The 22,658-nt window shown below is 57.1% G+C and carries 21 protein-coding genes; 6 read left to right on the top strand and 15 right to left on the bottom strand.

The window, feature by feature from the left end; all coding sequences use genetic code 11:
* Positions 1–101 precede the first annotated feature (101 nt).
* The 6 genes from GKG36_RS10070 to GKG36_RS10045 form a co-directional block, all read right to left on the bottom strand.
* The gene (locus GKG36_RS10070; protein WP_173012949.1) at positions 102–1,880 is read right to left on the bottom strand and encodes a glucosyltransferase domain-containing protein; all 1,779 of its coding nucleotides are present in this window, start codon (positions 1,878–1,880) and stop codon (positions 102–104) included.
* A complete protein-coding gene (locus GKG36_RS10065) occupies positions 1,849–3,030 on the bottom strand; it encodes an MBL fold metallo-hydrolase (protein WP_154260520.1) in 1,182 nt (393 codons plus the stop codon). The genes GKG36_RS10070 and GKG36_RS10065 overlap by 32 nt, the downstream gene beginning before the upstream one ends.
* Positions 3,031–3,159: 129 nt before the next feature.
* Positions 3,160–4,497 carry a DNA recombination protein RmuC gene (gene rmuC, locus GKG36_RS10060; protein ID WP_097775384.1) on the bottom strand — a complete coding sequence of 446 codons (1,338 nt, stop codon included), beginning with the start codon at positions 4,495–4,497 and terminating at the stop codon, positions 3,160–3,162.
* A 62-nt stretch (positions 4,498–4,559) separates the two neighbouring features.
* Positions 4,560–5,630, bottom strand: a complete 1,071-nt coding sequence (locus tag GKG36_RS10055) for an alpha/beta hydrolase (RefSeq protein WP_243139044.1) — start codon at positions 5,628–5,630, stop codon at positions 4,560–4,562.
* A 15-nt stretch (positions 5,631–5,645) separates the two neighbouring features.
* The gene (locus GKG36_RS10050; protein WP_223389754.1) at positions 5,646–6,722 is read right to left on the bottom strand and encodes an alpha/beta hydrolase; all 1,077 of its coding nucleotides are present in this window, start codon (positions 6,720–6,722) and stop codon (positions 5,646–5,648) included.
* 21 nt (positions 6,723–6,743) lie between these two features.
* Positions 6,744–7,811 carry an alpha/beta hydrolase gene (locus tag GKG36_RS10045; RefSeq protein WP_243139046.1) on the bottom strand — a complete coding sequence of 356 codons (1,068 nt, stop codon included), beginning with the start codon at positions 7,809–7,811 and terminating at the stop codon, positions 6,744–6,746.
* Positions 7,812–8,016: 205 nt separating this feature from the next.
* Between GKG36_RS10045 and GKG36_RS10040 the strand changes: the two genes are divergently transcribed.
* Positions 8,017–8,535: a GNAT family N-acetyltransferase gene (locus GKG36_RS10040; RefSeq protein WP_005945939.1), complete on the top strand. Its 519-nt coding sequence runs from the start codon at positions 8,017–8,019 to the stop codon at positions 8,533–8,535.
* A gap of 80 nt (positions 8,536–8,615) precedes the next feature.
* Here GKG36_RS10040 and GKG36_RS10035 read toward each other — a convergent pair whose 3' ends face one another.
* The 3 genes from GKG36_RS10035 to GKG36_RS10025 all read right to left on the bottom strand — a co-directional run bounded on the left by GKG36_RS10035 (position 8,616) and on the right by GKG36_RS10025 (position 10,516).
* Positions 8,616–9,146, bottom strand: coding sequence for an HD domain-containing protein (locus GKG36_RS10035; protein ID WP_097777640.1), 531 nt, complete (start codon positions 9,144–9,146; stop codon positions 8,616–8,618).
* A gap of 35 nt (positions 9,147–9,181) precedes the next feature.
* Positions 9,182–9,622, bottom strand: coding sequence for a hypothetical protein (locus GKG36_RS10030; RefSeq protein WP_005945935.1), 441 nt, complete (start codon positions 9,620–9,622; stop codon positions 9,182–9,184).
* Positions 9,623–9,736: 114 nt separating this feature from the next.
* Positions 9,737–10,516: an alpha/beta hydrolase gene (locus tag GKG36_RS10025; RefSeq protein WP_154260518.1), complete on the bottom strand. Its 780-nt coding sequence runs from the start codon at positions 10,514–10,516 to the stop codon at positions 9,737–9,739.
* A 202-nt stretch (positions 10,517–10,718) separates the two neighbouring features.
* On the opposite strand from GKG36_RS10025, the gene htpG reads away from it, so the two are divergent.
* The 4 genes from htpG (at position 10,719) to galT (ending at position 17,027) form a co-directional block, all read left to right on the top strand.
* Positions 10,719–12,647, top strand: a complete 1,929-nt coding sequence (htpG, locus tag GKG36_RS10020) for a molecular chaperone HtpG (RefSeq protein WP_097781712.1) — start codon at positions 10,719–10,721, stop codon at positions 12,645–12,647.
* 158 nt (positions 12,648–12,805) lie between these two features.
* Positions 12,806–13,909 (top strand): 5-bromo-4-chloroindolyl phosphate hydrolysis family protein, encoded by a 1,104-nt coding sequence (locus tag GKG36_RS10015; RefSeq protein WP_154260516.1) that lies wholly within the window; start codon positions 12,806–12,808, stop codon positions 13,907–13,909.
* A gap of 335 nt (positions 13,910–14,244) precedes the next feature.
* Entirely contained in the window at positions 14,245–15,531 is a 1,287-nt protein-coding gene (locus tag GKG36_RS10010) for a galactokinase family protein (RefSeq protein WP_120080264.1), read from the top strand.
* On the top strand, positions 15,528–17,027 hold the full coding sequence (galT, locus tag GKG36_RS10005; protein WP_097775378.1) for a UDP-glucose--hexose-1-phosphate uridylyltransferase: 1,500 nt from the start codon (positions 15,528–15,530) through the stop codon (positions 17,025–17,027). The genes GKG36_RS10010 and galT overlap by 4 nt, the downstream gene beginning before the upstream one ends.
* Positions 17,028–17,218: 191 nt before the next feature.
* On the opposite strand, the gene GKG36_RS10000 is transcribed toward galT, so the two are convergent.
* A complete protein-coding gene (locus GKG36_RS10000; protein ID WP_044954219.1) occupies positions 17,219–17,956 on the bottom strand; it encodes a YebC/PmpR family DNA-binding transcriptional regulator in 738 nt (245 codons plus the stop codon).
* A gap of 181 nt (positions 17,957–18,137) precedes the next feature.
* A complete protein-coding gene (locus GKG36_RS09995; protein ID WP_154260512.1) occupies positions 18,138–19,685 on the bottom strand; it encodes an RsmB/NOP family class I SAM-dependent RNA methyltransferase in 1,548 nt (515 codons plus the stop codon).
* A gap of 105 nt (positions 19,686–19,790) precedes the next feature.
* On the opposite strand from GKG36_RS09995, the gene GKG36_RS09990 reads away from it, so the two are divergent.
* Positions 19,791–19,973 carry a hypothetical protein gene (locus GKG36_RS09990; RefSeq protein WP_154260510.1) on the top strand — a complete coding sequence of 61 codons (183 nt, stop codon included), beginning with the start codon at positions 19,791–19,793 and terminating at the stop codon, positions 19,971–19,973.
* Between the two features lie 117 nt (positions 19,974–20,090).
* On the opposite strand, the gene GKG36_RS09985 is transcribed toward GKG36_RS09990, so the two are convergent.
* The 4 genes from GKG36_RS09985 to rplU form a co-directional block, all read right to left on the bottom strand.
* The gene (locus GKG36_RS09985; protein ID WP_005945912.1) at positions 20,091–20,495 is read right to left on the bottom strand and encodes a ribonuclease III domain-containing protein; all 405 of its coding nucleotides are present in this window, start codon (positions 20,493–20,495) and stop codon (positions 20,091–20,093) included.
* Between the two features lie 9 nt (positions 20,496–20,504).
* A complete protein-coding gene (gene obgE / locus GKG36_RS09980; protein WP_097777632.1) occupies positions 20,505–21,788 on the bottom strand; it encodes a GTPase ObgE in 1,284 nt (427 codons plus the stop codon).
* Between the two features lie 243 nt (positions 21,789–22,031).
* Positions 22,032–22,283 (bottom strand): 50S ribosomal protein L27, encoded by a 252-nt coding sequence (gene rpmA, locus GKG36_RS09975; protein ID WP_005945908.1) that lies wholly within the window; start codon positions 22,281–22,283, stop codon positions 22,032–22,034.
* Positions 22,284–22,297: 14 nt separating this feature from the next.
* Complete coding sequence (rplU, locus tag GKG36_RS09970; protein ID WP_044954216.1) at positions 22,298–22,609, bottom strand: 50S ribosomal protein L21; 312 nt, start codon at positions 22,607–22,609, stop codon at positions 22,298–22,300.
* Between the last annotated feature and the right edge of the window lie 49 nt (positions 22,610–22,658).

Raw genomic sequence — 22,658 nt, 5'->3', positions numbered from 1 at the left:
CCGATATATCCAGCCCAAGGTCGTCCGGTTTCTGTACATCGATTTTTTCTTTCATCGTTATTTTCTCCATCTGTCCCGTTTTATGTTCTCAGGCTCATTTGTTATTCATCGATCAGATAATCCTCTGAAATTTTGATCACATATACGCCGTCCATTTCCTGCATGGAGCCTTTCTCAGGGAATGTCGGCATTCGTTTGATTTCTTCTGTCCGGATCAGTTCGTCATATACCTCATCACTGCACAGCTCCAGCTGCATCGGTGTGAGGTCACGAAACACCGCATTCCATGAGTAGCGCATTGTGGCGGCATTTTCTTTTTCGAAAAGGCCCACCTGTGCGTAGTCGTTCGCATCCCAATAGATGATGTGTGTCCGGAACAGTGGGCTTGCACTGGGGCGGCCTACCAGCATCACTGGCAGTTTTTCCGGCAAATCATAATAGCCCTCTGCCACCAGCTCACCGGCCACAAGGTCCGCGATTTGTTTTGTTGCCTTGCGTCCCTCATACATCGCCTGCTGATCGACCGCCGACATGAATACGCTCCCGTAAACGACAGCAGCCGCCGTAAGCAGGATCAGTGCTTTTTCTGCTTTATTCCAGCATTTGCGGAACGCATCACAGGCTGTTTTTCCCTCCCGGCTGCTGTCCAATAGCCAGAAACAGACCGGCAGGAACAAGGCCAGACCTCCGGACATGGGAATATAAAACAACGCCTGCGAGGTTGCCACCATAAATACCGTGCACATCATGGGCAGCACCAGCAGCGCTGCTGTGCCATAGAAAGTGTTTTCCCAATCTTTCCGGCGTATGAGCCGAACCAGTCTGCACGCAAGCGCGGCACCCACCACACAAAAAATCAAAGCAAATACAACTGCAGTTTCCTGCAGCATATTGTGTTTTACAAGGGTACCAAAGAAATACCGATAAAAAAGCTCATAGCACTTTTCAACGCTGGAAGGAAGATTTTTCAGAATTCCAGACACTGAAATATCTGCACCACCCTGGTAATCGGCCATCGCCGTTCCCGTCGCCCACAGTGTAATCTTTAAGATCAGCAGATACAGCACTGCGCCGGATGCAGCACTTGCCAGGCTTTTGCAAATATATTCCCGAATCTTTTGTTTTTCTCCATTCTGGAAAAGTAGTAGGAGAAAATAGGCCAGCAGCACCAGACAGAAACAGGCAAGGTTCGTCTGGTACAGGCCAAGGCTCAGTGCCAAAAGCACCGCTGCCGGCACAATGCTGCTTACGGCTGATTTTCCCCGGATCACGTGCTCTGTAGCCAGCATTGCAAAGAAAAACGAAAATCCGTACTCCGGTGCAATGAAGTGAAACGAAAGATAGCACCCGACCACAACATTGGAAACATAGCATAAACCTGCGAGCCAGTCAATGCAGGATGTTCTCATCCATGCCGGTTTGAAGAGCATATGAAGCCTGGTGACTCCAAGAGAAACCAGCACCAAGCACACCACCGCATTGATGGGTTCTAGCTGCAGACTGAAACGCAGAAAACTGGTCACCAGCCAGAACCATCGTCCGTTGGAAAGCTCCCATGCTCCCGCCATGTACTCAGCCGTTGTCCACAGACCATCCACTGTGTTCGTCAGCTTCAAGCTGATCAGCGGAAAATAGACCATCACCGCAAAACCCAGCATCACACAGAAATATTTCTTATCCAACTCCCGCAGCCAGTGTCTGATATCTGCTTTTATTTTTACAAACATGATATTCCTCTCCATCCATAAACTTCTGCTTTTCAGTATATCAAACTCTTCCACATGGTTCAATAAAAAAATCCCCTGCCGGGCAGTCGGCAGAGGATCTTGCGTATTTTTCCAGAGTGCTTTATTTTGCCACGATTTCTGCAGCCAGAGCATCCATCTGGGCTTCTGCGGCGGCATTGGCGGCAGAACGGATGGTGACCACATTCTCACAGACCGTGATGTTCTTCATGCTTTCCAGCTCGGCGCGCATGAGCTTTGCGGCCATAGGTGCCCATGTGCCATTCTCCATCAGACCCACCGTGCGGTTCTGGAAGCTCTTGGTCTTGAGGTGGGTCAGCAGATTTTCCATCGGCGGGAAGAGGAAGCCGTCGTAGGTGGCGCAGGCCAGCACGATCTTTCCGCAGCGGAAGGCTTCGGTGACGGCATAGGACACATCCGTGCGGGTCAGGTCCATCTCCACGACCTTTGCGCCCTTTGCTCGCAGCTTTTCTGCCATGAGGTGGGCTGCTGCACGGGTGTGGCCGTGGATGGAAGCACTTGCCACAAGGATCTTTTCCGGCTCCTCGGGCTTGTAGCTGGACCAGATGTCGTAGTAGTTCAGGTACTTGCCCAGATCTCCGGTCAGCACCGGGCCGTGCAGCGGGCAAATGGTCTGGATGTCCAGAGCCGCGGCCTTTTTCAGCAGCGCCTGCACCTGCGGGCCGTATTTCCCCACGATGTTCAGGTAGTAGCGGCGGGCTTCGCTGGCCCAGTCGGCCTTTTCGTCAAACTTTGCCACAGCGCCAAAGCGACCGAAGCCATCCGCGGAGAACAGCACCTTTTCGGTGGATTCATAGCTGACCATGACCTCCGGCCAGTGCACCATGGGGGCAAACACAAAGGTCAGGGTATGTGCACCGAGAGAAAGGCTCTCGCCGTCCTTCACCACCACACGGCGCTCCTTTGCCACAGCATCAGCACCAAAGAACTGATCCATATACAGGAAAGTCTTGGCGTTGCCCACCACCTGCATCTCCGGATAGAGTGCCGCCAGCTTTGCAATGTTGGCACCGTGGTCCGGCTCCATGTGGGAGACCACCAGATAATCCGGCTTACGGCCTGCCAGAGCTTCGGTCAGGTTTTCCAGCCACGGCTCGGTAGCGCGGGCATCCACCGTGTCCAGAACGGCGGTCTTTTCGTCCAGAATGACATAGGAATTATAGCTCACGCCGGTGGGCACCGGATACTGGCTCTCGAACAGGTCGATGGTGGTATCATCCACGCCAACGCCCAAAATGGCTTCACTGATCTTGTTTACGCTCATAATGCTCGGTCTCCTTATTTATATTTTTATGCAGTGCCGCGTTTCTGCGGCGGTTGTTTCTGAGAACAGTTCCTATCATACCACATCGTCAGAAAAATCGCAAGGGATAACGTGGGAATATTCTGCACATCAGAGCTCTTCCCCATTCTCCGGCAGACGTGCCGCCACCGGTTTGCCCGGCTCAGCATCCAGTTCCAGCAGAGCGGCAGCAGCGCTTTCGTCCATGGTCTGCACCGCGCGCAGCTTGCGGCTGATGGCACGGCTGCGCACGCCAATGAGATTATCCAGCTCTTCGTCGGTCTGGCGCAGGCGCTGCTGCATCTTGGAAAGCCCCTGCCCGAACTTGTCAAATTCGGTCTTCACCGCACCCAGCAGCTGCCATACTTCACCGGAGCGCTTCTGGATGGCAAGGGTCTTGAAACCCATCTGCAGGCTGTTGAGCAGCGCTGCCATGGTGCTGGGGCCTGCGATGTTCACCTGATAGTCCCGCTGCAGCACTTCCAGCAGGCCCGCGTTCACCACCTCGGCATACAAACCCTCGAAGGGCAGGAACAGGATGCCGAAGGCCGTGGTATAGGGCGGCTCCACATATTTTTCCCGGATGTCCTTGGCCTCGGCCCGCAGCACCAGTTCCAGTGCGTGGCGGGCGTTCTCCACGGCCTGTGCGTCGCCGGATGCCTGCGCATCCTGTAAATGGGCATAGGTGTCTCCGGGGAACTTGGAGTCGATGGGCAGCCACACCGTGCCGCCGTCCGCGCCGGGCATCCGGATGGCGTACTCCACCCGCTGGGTGCTGCCCGGAATGGTGGCCACGTTGGTGTCGTACTGTTCCGGGGCAAGGATCTCTTCCAGAATGGCTCCCAGCTGGATCTCACCCAGAATACCGCGGGTCTTCACACCGGAAAGCACCTGTTTCAGCCCGCCCACATCAGCGGCAAGGTTCTGCATTTCGCCAAGACCCTTGTACACCTGTTCCAGCTGGTCGTTCACCGCCTTGAAGCTTTCGGTCACCCGCTTCTGCAACGCATCCTGCAGCTGTTCGTCCACCGTATGGCGGATCTCGTCCAGCTTCTGGGCGTTCTGGGCCTGCAGGGCAGTCATGCCCTCGGCAAGGGTGCGGCGCATCTCTTCCAGCTTGCGGGCGTTGGAGGCTTCCAGCCCCTGCAGGCGCTGCTCCATGGTCTGCTGCTGGGTGCCCTGCCCTGCGGCAAGGGCGGTGCTCATACTCTGCACCGAGGCCTGCAGCGTTTCACTGATGTGTCCCATAGCGGCAAGGTTCTGCTGCGCCATCTCTGCCAGCTTCGCGTCCATCTGGCGGTTCTGCGCTTCCAGCTGCTGACGCAGCCATTCCTTCCGTTCTGCATCGTCCCGGTTTGCGGCAGGCTTTGCCGAGCGGTACAGCAGCAAGGCCATCATCAGGCAGATGGCCACCAGAAGCACCGTGTAAAGAAACGCTAAAAATTCCATAATGTCTCCTATTGCAAAATCCGGGCTGTGCAGCTGCAAAGCCCGGATCTGCGCACCTTATATTATTTTGTCTGTTCTTCCCAGAAGGCAGCGGCTTCGTCCAGCCAGCCATCTGCAGCCGTGCCGCGGCCAAGGCCGATGCCATGGGCTGCGTGGTCATATACCACTTCTTTGTAAGGTACGCCATGCGCGGCCAGTGCCTTGCTGAGGGCCGGCCCCTGCAGCGGCCAGCACAGCAGGTTCAAGGTCAGGTCATCCCTGCCATACCAGAAGTACACCGGCGGATAGTCCTCTGTGATCAGGTCGGCAAGGCTGTATTCATAGTAGAACCGGCCGCACACAAAGGGGTCGATGCCCACACGGTAGATCGGTGTGATCTCGGAAAACTGCACGATGGGATACGCCAGGATCACTGCGCCGGGCTTGGGCAGGCCATAGTTTTTATAGCCCAGAGCGTCCGATGCAAACAGGCCCGCCAGATGTCCGCCGGAAGAATAGCCGATCAGGGCGTAGCTTTCCGTCTGCACGCCGAACTGCTGTGCGTGGCCGGTGATGTACTTCACCGCCCGTGCAATGTCCTCCATGGGGCCGTTGTTGTCGTTATCCGGGTAGGCGCGGTAGCGCATCACGAACACCGCATAGCCTTTCTGGTGCAGCTGGTAAGCTGTGGAGATGCACTCCTTTAACTCTGCCGTGCGGTTGAAGATGTTGCCGGAGAGCACCAGCGCATACTTTGCATCCGGCGTGCTGGCCGGGTAGTAATAGAATTCCACATTGTTGCGGGAGCTGTCCTCGGCGATCTCCTGCTCCGAGTAGAGCTTATAGGTGATCTGCACGCCCGCATTGTAATTGCGGATGAGCAGGTTCAGACCATCGGCACAATCCTGTGCCACATGGCTGCTCACATATTTTTCCAGCGTCTGGTCATTGCACCAGTCCTCGGTGCCGGGCAGGTTCTGCTCCTTGGAATAGGTCCAAACGCCTGCGCCAAGGATGCTGGGGTTTGAGCGGATCTCGCCCATGGTGGTCTGCGGCGTGATATCCGGCTCGCCATACTCTGCTGCAAATGCGGGCAGCGCCATCATCAGCAGAAGACAGATACAGGCTGCTGCGGTGCATATCCTGTGTTTCAACTCAACATCTCCTTTTCATCCGACCTGTTCCTCCCAGAAGGCAACTGCTTCATTCAGCCAGCCCTCTGCATCGGTGCCCTTGCCTGCGGCCACTGCATGGGGAGCATCATCATACACATGGTAGATATGCGTCACATGGTTGCGGGCCAGTGCCTTTTCCAGCACAGGCCCCTGCGCCGACCAGCACATGGTCATAAGGGTCATGTCGTTTTTGCCGTACCAGTGATAGGTAGGCGGGTAATCCGGTGTGATGTAATCAGACAATGTCATTTTATAATACCGCTGCTTGCACACGCCGGGGTCCAGCAGGATATTATAGACCGGTTTGAACTCCAGAAAGGTGTTTACCGGGTAGCCCAGCAGCATGGCACCGGGCTTTGGCAGGCCGTAATTTTTGTAGCCCACCGCGTCGGTGCCGAACAGTCCGGCGATCTGCCCGCCTGAGGAATAGCTTACAATGGCATAATCCTCCGCCTGCACGCCAAACTGTCCTGCATGTTCCGTGATGTATTGCACCGCGCGGACCACATCCTGCAGCGGCGCATTGTTGGAAGCCTTCATGCCGATGCGGTAGCGCAGCACGAACACCGGATAGCCCATTTCGTGCAGGTTCCATGCAGTGGAAATGCCCTCGCGGATCTCCGCGCTGACCACGATCGCATTACCGCCGATCACCAGCGCATATTTCTGGTTCGCCTGCGCCCCTTCTGCCGGCAGATAATACAGTTCCACACCGTCCCGGCTGGTATCCTGCGCGATCTCCTCCGCCGTATAAAGCGGGAAGGTCACCCGCTGCCCAGCGTTATAGGTGCGGATCAGATAGTTCAGTCCATCCGCCGCATCCTGTGCCGTCCAGTGATTGGAAAGGCAGCTCAGCGGCTGCGCGTCCCAGTACATCCGGTCCAGCACACGGTCCTGATCCAGCGAGTAGGTGTAGATGCCCGCACCCACAACGCTGGGGTTGGAGCGGATCTCTGCCATTTTGGTGCGCGGTGTGATGTTGGCCTGACCAAGCTCCTCCGCAAACGCCGGCTGTGCCAGCAGGATCATCAGGCCAATACCAAACATCACCGTGCGCAATCGATTTCTCACAGCAATCCCCCGTTTATCTCTTTATTTGCACTGTTTTTCCCAGAATGCCGTTGCCTGCCGGATCCAGCCGTCCGCATCGGTGTGGCGGCCCGGGCCAATGGCGTGGGGTGCGTTCTCGTACACATGGCACTCATAAACAGCCCCGCTCTCCCGGAGCTTGCGCTCCAGCAGCGGCCCCTGCTGGGAGTAGCACATGCGCTGCATATAAAGATCATTTTTGCCGTAGAAGAAATAGGTAGGGGTAAAGTTTTCGTTCACCACATCCGAAATATCGGTCCAGTAGTAACGCCAGCCAAGCACCAGCGGGTCAATGGCCAGCTGATATAGCGGCTTCACCTCAAAGAAATCGTTGATGGGGTAACCCAGCAGCAGCGCTGCAGGCTGTGGGAGGCCAAATGCCTTATAGCCGAACTTTTCGTTGTCTGAGCCGATCAGGCCCACGATGTGTCCGCCGGAAGAAAAGCCCATCAGCGCATAGTTTTCGCGCTGAACGCCAAACTGATCTGCATTTTCGGTCAGGTACTTTACGGCATTGGCAATATCGTACAGTGGCGCATTGTCGGATGCATTCAGGAAAGAGCGGTACCGCAGCACAAAAGCCGCATAGCCCAGCTCGTGCAGCTGGTTGGCAATGGATGCACCCTCGTTCAGCTCTGCGGTGGTGTTGCCGCCGTTGCCGGGCACCACGATGGCGTACTTTGCGTTGGCTGTTTTAGCCGGGAAATAATACAACTGCACCATGCCCAGAGAAGGATTTTCCGCAATTTCTTCCGGGGTATACACCTGCCATGTGATCTGTACGCCCCTGTTGTAGTTTTCGATCACAAGGTTCATGCCTTCGGCGGCATCCTCGGCAGCCGCGTAGCTTACATAGCCCTCAATGGGCGTATCATCGTACTGCGTGCTGCCCTCGATCCATTCGTTGCAGTAGGTATAGTAGCCGGAGCCTTTGATGCTGGGGTTCTCCCGCAGCTCTTTCATGGTCGTCTCTGTTGTGATGTTCGGCTCGCCGTACTCTGCAGCAAATGCCGAAAGCGATACGCACGCCAGCATTCCCAGCGCACACACCATCGTTCTGATCCACTTCATTTTGGGACATCCTCCATTCTGCAGCGGCGTATCCTGCCGTGCTTTTCTTTGTTATGATTTATTGTATCACAAACCTTCCGCTTGTCAAAGAAATTTCTGTGCAGTACGGCGCTTGTACCGCACCGCAAATTCTGCTATACTGGAGCCGGATATTTTTGAGAGTTGAGGGCGCGGAAAGCTATGCACTTTCCGCCGGGATCGAAATATGAGCAAAATCGAGATCCGGCCCATGGAGCCGGAAGACTGGAGCGCTGTTTCCAGAATTTATTTGGAGGGCATTGCTACAGAACATGCCACTTTTCAGACCACCTGTCCGCCGTATTCTGCGTGGGATGCTTCCCACGCAAAAGAATGCCGACTGGTACTGCTGGCCGACGGCGTGATTGCCGGGTGGACGGCGTTGCGCCGGGTGGACCCGCGCTGGTGCTACCGCGGCGTTGCCGAGGTGAGTATTTACGTGGGTGAGCAGTTCCGGGGCCATGGCCTTGGCTATCACCTGCTGACCGAGCTGTGCCATCAGGCAGAAAAGGCCGGCTACTGGACACTGCAGTCCACCGTGCTGCAGGACAACGCTGCCAGCCGCGCCCTGCACACAAAATGCGGCTTTCGCTTAGTGGGCCGTCGGGAACGCATTGCCCGCGACTGTCACGGCCGCTGGCTGGACACATTCTTAATGGAATACCGCGCTGCCGCCAATGAACCGGAAGGCTATAAAAAGCTGTAAGATACAAAAAGAACTCCGCGCCCTGTGAGGTGCGGAGTTCTTTTTTGTCCATTGATAAAATGATAAAGGTAAAAACAGGCTTACCACTCTTCGCCGTCGATGTCCACGCTGCCGTCCACCACGGCACCGGCACGGGAACGCTGGAACATGCTTTCCACCACGGCGCAGTACTTATCGGCCAGACAGACGATGACTGCTTCGCGGCAGGTGGGCACATGACGGAAGGTCAGCGGCCACATGTGGCTTGCAATGATGCTCTGTTCCTTTGTGGTAATGCTGAACACCCGCTTTGCATTGACGCAGGCATAGCCCGGATGGGAGAAGCCGTGCATCTCAAACAGGCGGCGCAGGCCGTGAAAGGTACCGGTGGTGTGCCAGTCGTACAGATAAAAATCATGCAGCAGGGCACCCACTGCCAGCGAGGTCTCGTCAGCGTGCAGATGCAGACGGCGGTTGAGCCAGAAGCTCACCAGCGCCACATTCTTGCAATGCTGGTAGGTGGTGACAGAGCCGTGCTGGATGTACTCCCGCATCCGCTGCACATCCGGGTGATGATCGTATTTTTCAACGATGGCATAAAGCTGTTCGCGCTCGATTTCAGAAAGCTGCATGCTGCAAAATTTCCTTTCGCTTTAAGGTGATGTTTTCAGGAGCGGAGCTGGACCGGATTGGAATTGCCGAAGTTCTCTGCACTGGAAGGGTTCTCCCGCTTGAGGGAAAAATCTACCAGATACTGCTTGCCGTCGCCCAGTTCTTCCAGCTGGGCCAGTTTTGCCTTTGCGGCGGCTTCGTCTGGGTACCACTGGATCAGGAAGAAATTTTCTTCCTCTACACCGTAGTACAGCCACTGGCCGTCGGCACGCAGCCAGTCGTCCAGATGATCCACTTCTTCGCCGTCCGGCAGTCCAAGGCCTTCTTCGGCATAAAGGTTTTCCGGTTCCACCTGCAGCATTTCGATCACCTGAATGGAGCTTTGCAGGTATTCGTCCTGCGAGACCGTCTTGTCCGAAAGCTCCCATCCGGTGAGAAAAGCCTGCATCATCAGGTCGCGCACAGAGATGCGCGGCAGGGTCGGGTCCATAACCATAGGTATTTCCTTCTTCCTTTAGTTTGTCCCTGCTGACCAGTATACGTCAAAGGCTTATGCAAGTCAACAGTTTAATTGTGAATTTTTTGTAGGTTCGTTCAAATATATCCAGACTTAACAGACGGAAAAGGCAAAAGTGTCTTCCAGCCATTCCACTGCCAGTTCCACCCAGTGATGCCGGTGGTGGCTGGGCTGGTCCACCTCTACCGTGCTGATGCTGGTACCGTGCACCCCCTTTTCAAACAGATGCGCCTCGCATGGCACACCCGCCCGGTGCAGAGCGTTCACCAGCATCAGGGTGTTCTCCACCGGAACGGTGGCATCCTCCATGGTGGTCCATACGAACACCGGCGGCATCTGCGGCGTGATCTTATCCTCCAGCCCGAACACCTGCTGTGCCGCCGGGTCGGCGCTGCCCGCCAGCTGCACAAAGCTGCCGCGGTGGGCATACTGCCCTGCCGTGACCACCGGATAGCCCAGAATGACCGCATTGGGCCGGGGCTGGGCCGCTTCGCCGGGAATGTCCAGCACAGCACCGGAAAGGGCCAGGTGGCCGCCCGCTGAAAAGCCGCACACGGCAATTTTTTCCGGCAGGATATGCCACTGGGCCGCGTGCTGCCGCACAAGACCGATAGCCTCGGCCAGCTGGCGCAGCGGCATGTAGTCCTTTGCCTTTTCGCAGATGGCGTAGTCCAGCACAGCGGTGTGGTACCCCGCCGCCGCAAACTGCAGCGCCACCGGGTCGCCCTCGCGGGCACTCACATGGGTATAGCCGCCGCCGGGCACCACCAGCACCAATGGCCGGTCAAGCACATTCGGCATCCGCTCACAGCAATCACGCAGATAAACGGTCAGCGTCCCACCGCCGGCCAGTTCCAGCTGTTTCAGCTGCATGATATTTCCTCCTTTTACAGCATCCTTTGCGGTTCATTATAGCACAAAACGAACCATTTTTTAAACTTTTTATGAAAGCCCTTGATTTTTGCTTTTTGTCGGTGTATATTAGCACTCGAAAGTTACGAGTGCTAAGTATTCAAAAGCAATATCCTATTCCGAGTGCTTGGTGCCGAATACAGATAAAAAGAGGTTTTGCATTATGGCTAAGAAAGAATTTCAGGCTGAAAGCAAAAAGCTGATGGATATGATGATCAACTCCATCTACACCAATAAGGAAATTTTCCTGCGCGAGCTGATCTCCAACGCATCGGATGCCATCGATAAGCTCTATTATAAGAGCCTGACCGATCCTTCTGTGGGCATGAACAAGGGCGATTTCCGCATCCTCATCACCCGCGATAAGGAGAACCGCATCCTGACCATTGAGGATAACGGCATCGGCATGACCAAAGAGGAACTTGAGCAGAATCTGGGCACCATTGCTCACTCCGGTTCTCTGGATTTCAAGAAGGACAACAAGGACGAGAACATCGATATCATCGGTCAGTTTGGTGTCGGCTTCTACTCTTCCTTCATGGTAGCCGATAAAGTCACCGTCATTTCCAAGGCTTATGGCTCGGATGAAGCATGGCAGTGGGAGTCCTCCGGTGTGGACGGCTACGAAATGACCCCCGCCCAGAAGGACACCGCAGGCACCCAGATCATCCTGCACATCAAGCCGGATACTGAGACGGACCACTACGACAACTTCCTCGATGAGTACGGCATCGTGGCCATCGTGAAGAAGTACAGCGACTATGTGCGCTATCCCATCCAGATGGAGCGCCAGCACGAGCGCCAGAAGCCGGAACCCGATCCCAAGCCGGAGGATTATAAGCCCGAATGGGAGACTTACACCGAGCTGGAAACTCTGAACAGCATGGTGCCCATCTGGAAAAAGCAGAAGAGCGAAGTGACCGACGAGGAGTACGCGAATTTCTATAAGGAAAAGTTTGGTGATTATACCGACCCCGCCCGCGTCATCGTCAGCCGCACCGAGGGCACTGCAAATTATAATGCCCTGCTGTTCGTGCCCAGCCACCGTCCCTACGACTTCTACACCAAGGATTATGAAAAGGGTCTGGCCCTGTACGCATCCGGCGTGCTCATCATGGAGAAGTGCGCCGACCTGCTGCCCGATTACTTCAGCTTCGTCAAGGGCATTGTGGACAGTCAGGATCTGAGCCTGAACATCAGCCGCGAGATGCTGCAGAAGGACAACCAGCTCAAGCTGATCCACAACGCTCTGGAAAAAAAGATCAAGAACGAGCTGCACGCCATGCTGGCCAATGACCGCGAGAAGTACGAGGAATTCTGGAAAGAGTTCGGCCGTCAGATCAAGTTCGGTGCTTACTCCGACTACGGCATGCACGCCGAGCTGCTGCGCGACCTGCTGCTGTTCTGGTCTGCCAAGGAGCAGAAGATGGTCACTCTGCAGGAGTATGTGGACAAGATGCCCGCTGAGCAGAAGTATATCTACTTTGCTGCCGGTGATTCTACCGACCGTCTGGCAAAGCTGCCCGCCGCTGAGCTGGTCATGGATAAGGGCTATGACGTCCTGCTGCTGACCGAGGATGTGGATGAGTTCTGCCTGCAGATCCTGCGCACCTATCCCCGCAAGGATGCCGAGGGCAAGGACGGCACCGTGGAGTTCAAGAATGTCAACAGCGGTGATCTGGGCCTTGAGACCGAGGAAGAGAAGAAGGCCGCCGAGGACGCTACCGCTGAGAACAAGAACCTGTTCGATGCCATGAAGGACGCACTGGACGGCAAGGTGAAAGAGGTCAAGGTCTCTACCCGCCTGAAGGATCACCCTGTGTGCCTGAGTGCTGACGGCCCGCTGTCCATTGAGATGGAAAAAGTGCTGTCCAAGCAGCCCGGCAGCGAAGGCGTAAAGAGCGATAAGGTTCTGGAACTGAATGTCAACCACCCCGTGTTTGCCGTGCTCAAGGCCGCACAGGAGGCCGGTGACACCGACAAGCTCAAGAAGTACAGTGCTCTGCTGTACGCACAGGCTCAGCTGATCGAAGGCCTGCCGGTGGATGATCCCGCCGCCTACGCCGAGGCCGTCTGCAGCCTGATGAAGTAACTTTTTCCGGTAGGCAGCAGACTTACTCCCCTGCCGCTTCCACGCACATCAATATTTCCCCCTTAACAAAAAGGCCGTGCTCCGCTATAATAGAGTGGAACGCGGTCTTTTTCTGTTCTTTTGCCGGACAGTCAGGATAAATTGAGAGGTTTTTGCTCATGCAGCCCAAAAAACATTATTTTGCCCACATCCCCACCATTGCCATCTTTATTGTGTTTGCCATGTCGGCACCGTTGGGCGTGCTGCTGTTCATCTTAAAAAGCATCGATAAAAACGCTGAAAAAGAAGAAAAAGCTGCTGCGCAGGCGCAGGCAGACTATCGTTCCGACCTCGGCCCCGCCCCTGCGCAGACGGCACCCCGGCAGGAAAACGAGCCAGCCTACGGCCACGATGTTCCCACCAAAGAGCAGACGGACGCTAAGGAGCGTCATAAGCTCCTTACCACCCTGTGCACCATCGGCGGTGCTGTCTTTCTGTTCGCGGGCTTCAGCACCCTGTTCATGGATGGTGCTGCCAGCATGATGGAGGCCTTTACCGCCATTGCCCAGATGCTGGGCGGCGGTGCTGCTCTGCTGACCGGCCTGCGCATGGATCGTACCCGCAAGCTGGAACGCCTGTTGGACAAGATCGCAGGCGACCGCGACAATATTCCGCTGGACGAGCTGTTTGCTGCCGCGGGCATCGATGCCGCAAAGGGGCGCACCGTGGTGGAAAGTGCTATTTCCCACGGTTACTTCGGTGCAGATGCTTACATTGATAACCGCACCAATACTCTGGTAGTGCGCGGCGCGGCTCCCCAGCCGCCCCGGAAACCGAAGCCTGCGCCCGCCCCAGAACCTGCACCAGCGGACCAATATACCGCAATTCTGCAGCAGCTGCGGCAGGTCAACGATGCCATCCCGGACCCCGTGATGACCGCCAAGATCAGCCGTCTGGAAGCGGTCAGTGCCCGCATCTTTGAGCTGGCAAAGCAGGACCCCGGCAAAAAGGCTCAGCTGCAGAAATTCATGGACTACTATCTGCCCACCGCCCTCAAGCTGCTGAACACCTATGCCAGCCTTCCTGCGCAGGATGTGCAGGGGGAAAACATCGCCGATGCCAAAAAGAACATCGAGCGCAGCATGGACCTGCTGGTGACCGCCTTTGAAAATCAGCTGGATAAGCTGTTTCAGTCCGACGCACTGGACGTTTCGGCAGATGTGGCCGCACTGGAAGGGATGCTGAACATGGACGGCCTGACCGGAAACGAGTTTACAAAATAATATTTGGGGAAACAGGGAAAAGGCCCATGAGCTTTTTCCCTGTTTTTTCAAAGCGCAAATCTCCATGTTGTGCAGGCCTCGTCCGTCCCACGCAAAGCCGTGGATTTGCAGGCATTTTTGCCAATGGTTTTTCCGTTTTATATCTAATTTTATTTCAACCGTCAAATTCCACTCTGTGCGCCAATTTCAGTCTTTTTGCAACTTTTCATCCAGATGCAACAATAACACATGGTTTTTTCTGTCCGGATTTTATATGATAAGGACAGAAGTGTGCAGAGCATCCTGTATGCGGCCCTGCACTGCAGTTCCAACCCGCTCAAAAGGAGGATTATCCTATGATGAAATCTGTTTCCGCATGGAAGCAGGAGCTTTCCAGCGGCGCTCACGCTGCCCGGCTGGCAGCACTTTACTGCTGTGCGCCCGACGAAACTCCTGCACAGGCTGCCCGCTACGAAGCTGTTCTGAATGGTCTGGATGCCACCTTTGGCCCCCATGCTGAAGCTGGTCTTTACAGTGCCCCCGGCCGCACCGAGATCGGCGGCAACCACACCGACCACCAGCATGGCCGCGTGCTGGCCGGCAGCGTGAATATTGATATGATCGCTGCCGCCGCGCCCAACACCCTGAACCAGCTGCGCGTGCAGAGCGAAGGCTACGACCTGTGTGTGATCGGCCTTGATGACCTTGCTGCCCGCAAGGAAGAGGAAAACACTACCCTCTCTCTGCTGCGCGGCGAATGCGAAGCCTTCCGTCAGCGCGGCGCAAAGCTGGCCGGTCTGGATGTGTACATTTCCTCCAACGTGCCCAAGGGCAGCGGCGTTTCTTCCTCCGCCGCCTTTGAAGTGCTGATCGGCGTGATCCTGAATGACTGCTTCATGACCGATAAAGTCTCCCCCATCGAGATCGCGCAGATCGGCCAGTGGGCAGAGAACGTCTACTTTGGCAAGCCCTGCGGCCTGATGGATCAGATGGCTTCCAGCGTTGGCAACATTATTACCATTGATTTTGCGGACCCTGCCCACCCGGATGTGGAGCCGGTGGCCGTGGATTTTTCCAAGGCAGGCCTTGCCCTGTGCATTCTGGATTCCTGCGCAGATCATGCCGACCTGACCGACGAATATGCCGCTGTGCCCGCCGAGTGCCGCGCTGTGGCTGCTGTGTGCGGCGGCGAAGTGCTGCGGGATGTGCCGTTTGAGACCTTCCTTGCAAAGCTTCCGGAGTGCCGCAAGCAGTGCGGCGACCGTGCCGTGCTGCGCGCCTTCCATATCTATGCCGATAACGACCGCGTGGCAAAACAGGTAGCTGCCCTGCGCGAGGGCGATTTTGACACTTTCCTGCGTCTGGTCAACGAGTCCGGCCACAGCAGCTGGGAATACCTGCAGAACGTGATCCCCGCCGGTTACAAGGAGCATCAGGAGATGGGCGTGACCATTGCAGCTGCCAAGCATTATCTGAACGGCAAGGGCGCTGTGCGCGTGCACGGCGGCGGCTTTGCCGGTACGGCTCAGGCCTTTGTGCCGGTGGAAATGCTGGCCGACTTCAAGGCCCACATGGAAGCCATCCTTGGTGAGGGCCGCTGCCATGTGCTGAGCATCCGCCCGGAAGGAGGCGCAGTCCTGTGATTTCTACCGCCATCCAGCAGCTCGTGAATTACGGGCTGGACACCGGCCTTATCCTGCCCGATGATGAAATTTACATCCGCAACCAGCTGCTTATGACCATGCAGCTGGACGACTTTACCGCGCCGGAGGGCGAGGTGTGCTATACCGATCTGGAAAGCATCCTCAAAACGCTGGTAGATGATGCCGTTGCCCGCGGTGTGTGCGAGGACAACTCCACCGCCCGCGACCTGTTCGACACAAAGCTCATGGGCGTATTGACCCCGCGGCCCAGCATCGTGCGCGCCAATTTCGAGGAACGCTACGAAAGCGAAGGCCCGCAGGCCGCGACCGACTGGTTCTATAAATTCAGTCAGGACACCGATTATATCCGCCGCTACCGCATCAAACGCGACCTGAAATGGGTCACCAAGACCCCCTACGGCGATCTGGATATCACCATCAACCTCTCGAAGCCCGAAAAAGACCCCAAGGCCATTGCCGCCGCCAAACTGGCTCCCCAGAGCGCCTACCCCAAGTGCCAGCTCTGCGCCGAGAACGAAGGCTATGCAGGCCGCATGAACCACCCCGCCCGCGAGAATCACCGCATCATCCCTCTCACCATCAACGACAGCGCTTGGAACCTGCAGTACAGCCCCTACGTCTACTACAACGAGCACTGCATCGTGTTCAACAACCAGCACACTCCCATGAAGATCGAGCGTGCTACCTTCCGCAAGCTGCTGGATTTCGTGGGCCTGTTCCCCCACTATTTCGTGGGCAGCAACGCCGACCTGCCCATCGTGGGCGGCAGCATTCTCAGCCACGACCATTTCCAGGGCGGCCACTATGAATTCGCTATGGCAAAGGCTCCCGTCGAGAAGAAGTGGGTCTTCCCCGGTTTTGAGGATGTGGATGCCGGTATCGTGCACTGGCCCATGAGCTGCATCCGCCTGACCAGCGAGGATGATGCCCGTCTTGTGGAGCTGGCCGATAAAATTCTGACCGCATGGCGCGGCTACTCGGACGAAAAATGCTTCATCTTTGCCGAGACCGACGGCGAGCCACATAACACCATCACCCCCATTGCCCGGATGCGGGACGGCAAGTATCAGCTGGATCTGGTGCTGCGCAACAACATCACCACCCCGGAGCATCCGCTGGGCGTGTTCCATCCCCATGCAAAGCTGCATCACATCAAAAAGGAAAACATCGGCCTGATCGAGGTCATGGGCCTTGCCGTGCTGCCCAGCCGCCTGAAAAAGGAGCTGTTTGAGCTGGCCGATGCACTGGTGGCCCGCACCCCGGTGAGCCAGTACCCGGAAGAACTGCAGAAGCACGCCGAGTGGGCCGAGGATATTCTTGCCCGCCACCCGGAACTGAACGGCGACACCGTGCACCTCATCCTGCAGGACGAGGTGGGCCATGTGTTCGCTCAGGTATTGGCCGATGCCGGTGTCTATAAAATGGACGAGGCTGGCCGCGCAGGCTTTGTGCGGTTCCTTGCAAGCGTGCAATAATCTATTAAAAAACGCTCTCCCCCTTTCCCCCGCCGGTATGCCTTGCCGACGGGGGATTTTTATTGTTCAGTGGAGGTCCCAAGCCGTTTTCAGTCCCGTAACACAGCACAAAAAAGCCGCCTTTCGTGCCAATTAGCACAAAAAGCGGCTTTTTATCGTCTTATTTCAGGAGCAAAGAGCCTTGCGGAAGGTTATTCCGGCAGATCCTCTTCGTTCTCCAGGCTGTGCCAGACGTTCTGGACATCATCATTGTCTTCCAGCGCATCCAGCAGCTTGCCCATCAGCTTCAGCTGGTCGGGGTCGGTCAGGCGGGTGGTGGTCATGGGCACCATGGCCAGATCGTCGGAGAGGATCTCGTAGCCCTTCTCCTCCATGGCCTTGACCACAGCAGAATAGTTCTCGGGATCGGTGGTGATCTCGGCTGCATCCTCGCTGGCATCGAAGTCCTCGGCACCAGCATCCAGAGCATCCATCATAGCCTCGTCGGCATCCTTATCTTCCAGAGAGATGTCAATGACACCCTTCTGGCTGAACAGGAAGCCCACGCAGCCCATAGCACCCAGATTGCCGCCGTTCTTGTCGAAGTAGTGGCGCAGGTCGGCAGCGGTACGGTTGCGGTTGTCGGTCAGGGTCTCCACCATGACAGCAACGCCGCCGGGGCCGTAGCCTTCGTAGGTGATTGCTTCGTACTCAGTCTTATCGCCGCCCTCAGCCTTCTTGATGATGCGCTGGATGTTATCGTTGGGCACGCTCATGCGCTTTGCCTTGGCGATCAGGTCAGCCAGCTTGCTGTTGGAAGCAGGGTTCGGGCCGCCGGTACGCACGGCAACGCTGATCTCGCGGCCGATCTTGGTAAAGACCTTTGCCTTTGCGCCATCGGTCTTTTCCTTCTTGCGCTTAATATTGTTCCATTTGCTATGTCCAGACATGGGAAAGAGCCTCCTGTATATTCTCAAATCTCCGCCTGCGGGCAGACGGGCTGTGGTCGCCCGCATTGTGGCAGCACACAAAATCTAACTCTATTATTGTAGCACAACCGGGCAGAGCGTTCAAGCCTTATCCGCCCGGTTTTCAGCATTCTGCGCGGAAAAATGCGCTTTTTCTGCCCGTTCACAGCAGCCGCAGCGCCTTGGGATAATGGTTTTTCACCCGCCCGCCGGACACCTTGCCGCCGCCCAGCGGCCAGCCGTCCACCGTCACGCAGCACCAGCCGTCAGCAGCGATGCGGGCTTCCACCTCACGGCCGGAAAGATACTCCACGCAGCGCGGGTCATCAAGGGTGAGTTCTTCGCGGTTCACGCACTGTGCGCCAAATGCCGTGAACAGATGGTGCTCCGGCACAAAGCGGCCTTTCTGCACGCTGCCCACAAATACGCCCGCCCGCAGCACATGCAGGTTCGTCTGCGGGAACGGCACCGGCAGCAGCACACCGCCGCCGTGCACCACAGCCGGGCGGTCAACCAGCGCCGGGAAATACTGCCCGGCAAACGCGTGCCATGCTGCAAGGCTCTGGGCAGGACTTGTCTCCCCTGCCTGTGCTTCGCGGCTGCGCTTTTCACCCTGCACCGCTTCCCGGCAGGCACGGGCATTCTCGCGGCGGGCACTGCGGGCATCCGGGGTCTTGGCAGGCTTGCCGCCCTTCCCCTTGGCCTTTTTGCCCGCAGCTTCCGCTGCTGCCAGCCAGAGCTGTTCTTCGGCAGTGTACTCGCCCTCTGCGGGCAGAACGCGCGGAGTGCCAGCTTTGACGAGCCGGGCCATAAAGTGGCCCTCGCCGCCCTGACAGGGCCAGATACGGCGCACCTTGCTCACATCCAGCGGCAGGCCGCCGGTGCGGTTGGCTTCGCCCTCACTGCCAAAGGTGTAGTCCACATTGCCAAGCGCATCCGCAAGGGTGAACTCCGGGTGGCGCTGCAGGAACGCCGCCACCTGTCCCTCGTCCTCCTCGGGTGCAAAGGTGCAGGTGGAATACACCAGCTGCCCGCCCGGGGCCAGCACAGCGGCTGCACAGTCCAGAATTTCTGCACCCAGCTCAGCACACTGCTTCACCAGCGCTTCACAGTGCTGCTGACGGGCCACCGGCTCCTTGCGGAACATTCCCTCGCCGGAACAGGGCGCATCCACCAGAACGCGGTCAAAAAACTCCGGCAGGGCATCCGCAATGCGGGCGGGCGTCTCATTGAGCACCACCGCATTGGACACGCCCATGCGTTCCAGATTGCTTTTCAGGATATCCGCACGAGCTGCAACGTATTCGTTGCTCACCAGCACACCCCGGCCCTGCAGCGCCGCCGCCAGCTGGCTGCTTTTGCCGCCGGGCGCGGCGCACATGTCCAGCACACGCATCCCGGGCTGCACGCCCAGCAGCGGTGCCGCCGAGGACGCAGACGGCTCCTGCGAGTAGAACACGCCCGCATGGTGGTACGGATGCCGCCCGGGCCGGAATTTCAAATCATCCGGCTGATGCACCACGAATGCCGCCTTGCAAAAGGGCGATGCTTCCAGTGGGAAATCGGCTTTTGCGGCAAACTGCTCCGGTGAGCTGCGCAGGGCCGACACCGTTACGCCGCGCTCCGCCGTTTCCTGCGGGGCTGCATACAGGACATCGAACCGGTCTCCCAGCAGAGCGCGCTCCCGCTGTTCAAAATATTCCATGGGCATTCTGCATTCCTCCTGTGGGATGTATAAAGCCGCCGTCTGCGGCCAAACTAGGTCTTGTGAGGGGCACACCGCCCCGCACGGAAAACCGAAAGGAGATCATTCACTATGGCAACCGAAAACCGCAGCAATAACTGCAAGAATCAGACCTCGAACCGCACGTCCAACCAGATCACCAACAGCGCCACCAACGAGCACAAGCACCCCAACCAGTACACCAAGGGTGCCGACGATGAGAGCGCCAAGAACTCCACGAGCAGCCGTTCCAGCAACGCCAAAAACAGCCGCTGACGCTGCCCTTCGCGCCTGATGGACCACGGGCGCGAACCTCTGATCTTTCTCAAATCGCAAAGCCCGCTGCCCTCCGGCACTGTTTTCCAGTGCGGAAAGCAGCGGGCTTTCGCGTTTTTATTTTTCGTTGGGGTCGAACTGCTGCCACAGTGTTTCAAACAGCTCGTGCACACGGCCCAGCTGACCGTTCAGATACAGCCAGCCCAGCAGGCACTCGAAGCCGGTGGAAGCACGGTATTCCTCCGGGGAAGCGTGCTTTGCCACGCTGGCCTTGCTGGCGTTGCGGCCCCGCTTGAACACGGCCAGTTCGTCCTCAGTGAACAGCGGCTCCAGCAGCTGTTCCTCCCGGAACTGTGCCCGGGCCGAGACGTATTTGACCTTTTCTGCGTTGAGCTTTCCGGCAGACAGGCGGTGATGCTCCACCAGACGCTGTCGCACCAGCAGTTCCAGCACGCTGTCGCCCACAAAGGCCAGCGCCAAGGGGCTAAGCTCCCGCGGGTCGATCTTTTCAGGTTCGTTCATAGTGACCTCTTAGAAGATATAATCGAACTGGTAATCGCCAATGAGAATGGTGTCGTTCTCCTGCACGCCCTTTGCCACCAGAGCGTCCAGAATGCCGCTCTCACCCAACTGACGCTGGAAGAACTGCAGGCTTTCGTAGTCGTCCACATTGCTGCCGGCCAGAATGTATTCCAGCCACGGGGCTTCCACGCTCCATACATGGGCTTCCATGCGCTTGATCTCAAACGCACGGTCGTTGGCCTTGGGTTCGGGCTTCTTGTACTCGGGAGCAAACACCGGCACCGGCGGGATATCCTTCAGGCGGTTATACACGAGGCCCGGCAGTTCCTTCACGCCCTGCATCGTAGCGGCAGAGATGGGCACAAAGGTCAAGCCCTTGCCCTCCACATACTTGCGGAAAGCTTCGATCTGCTCCTCGGTGGCCAGATCGCACTTGTTGCCAATGACGATCTGCGGGCGCTCAGCCAGCACAGGGCTGAACTTTGCCAGCTCCTCGTTGATCTTTTCAAAATCCTCAATGGGTTCACGGCACTCGCTGCCAGAAACATCCACCACATGCAGCAGCAGGCGGCAGCGCTCCACATGGCGCAGGAAGTCATGTCCCAGACCGATGCCCTCGCTGGCACCCTCGATCAGGCCGGGGATGTCGGCGCAGACAAAGCTTGCGCCCTCCGCCACGGATACAACGCCCAGCGTAGGCACCAGCGTGGTGAAGTGGTAGTTTGCGATCTTAGGCTTGGCTGCGCTGATGGTGGAAATGAGGGTGGACTTACCCACATTGGGGAAGCCGATCAGACCCACATCGGCGATCAGCTTCAGCTCCAGCGTCACCTGAATGTCTTCGCCGGGCATACCGGGCTTTGCAAACTTGGGGATCTGTCGGGTGGGAGTGGCAAAATGCGCATTGCCGTAGCCGCCGCGGCCACCCTTTGCAATGGTGACTGGGGTGTGGTCGGACAGGTCCGCAATGACAAGGCCGCTCTCGGCATCCTTGATGACGGTGCCCAGCGGCACCTTGATGACAAGGTTCTCCGCGTTTTTGCCGTGGCACAGGCTTGCACCGCCCTTGCCACCCTCCGGGGCCACATACTTGCGCTTATAGCGGAAATCCATCAGGGTGGTCAGGTGATCGTCCACCACAAAGATGATATCGCCGCCGCGGCCGCCGTCGCCGCCGTCCGGGCCGCCAGCGGCCACGAATTTTTCACGGTGAAAGCTCACCGCACCGTCGCCGCCCTTGCCCGCGTGGAGCCATATCGTGGCGATGTCGATAAAGTTGGTTTGTGCTGCCATACAGCCCCTCCTTAGTTTTATATGTTCGTTTATTCTCCTTCCCTTGCCGGGAACTCCTTCCGGCATCGCTGCACGATGCCACCTCCCTCAAGGAGGGAGGCTTTAAGGCCCCCTCCCCGAGGGGGCTGTCGCCACAGGCGACTGGGGGAGTTTCTGCCAGACAGTCAAAAAGAGAATTCTTCATCAAAAAGAGCCGGGCCACGAGGGTCCGGCTCTCTACGTTTTGCAGTTATCCGAAAGAAGTTACTGCTTGACGCTGCACTTCTTGCCGTCCTTACCCACGCGCTCAAAACGGACGGTACCGTCCACCAGAGCAAACAGGGTGTCATCGCTGCCCTTGCCAACGTTCTCACCCGGCATGATGTGGGTGCCACGCTGACGAACCAGGATGTTGCCGGCCAGAACGAACTGACCGTCTGCACGCTTGGTGCCCAGACGCTGTGCTGCGGAATCGCGGCCGTTCTTGGTGCTGCCTACGCCCTTTTTATGTGCCATTGTAATTTACCTCCTTAGCCGTTGATCGCAGTGATCTCAACCTTGGTGAAGGGCTGACGATGGCCCATACGGCGAGCACTGTGCTTCTTTGCGCGATAGGTGATGATGTTCAGCTTCTTGCCCTTGCCATTCTTGATAACCTTGGCAGTAACGGTAGCACCCTCAACAACAGGAGCGCCAACCTTCACAGAACCCTCCTCGCCAATAGCGAGAACCTGATCAAACTTCACTTCGGAGTCGGCCTCAACGTCCAGCTTTTCGATGTAGACGATGTCGCCCTGCTCCACGCGGTACTGCTTACCGCCGGTAACAATGATTGCGTACATTTTGTTCATTCCTTTTCGTTGTACTCGCTGGTCGTAAAGGCAGGCCCTT

It is taken from the genome of Faecalibacterium sp. BIOML-A1 (assembly GCF_009679715.1).
In the GTDB taxonomy this organism is placed as follows: domain Bacteria; phylum Bacillota; class Clostridia; order Oscillospirales; family Ruminococcaceae; genus Faecalibacterium; species Faecalibacterium taiwanense.
This window is presented reverse-complemented; position numbering and strand designations above follow the sequence as displayed.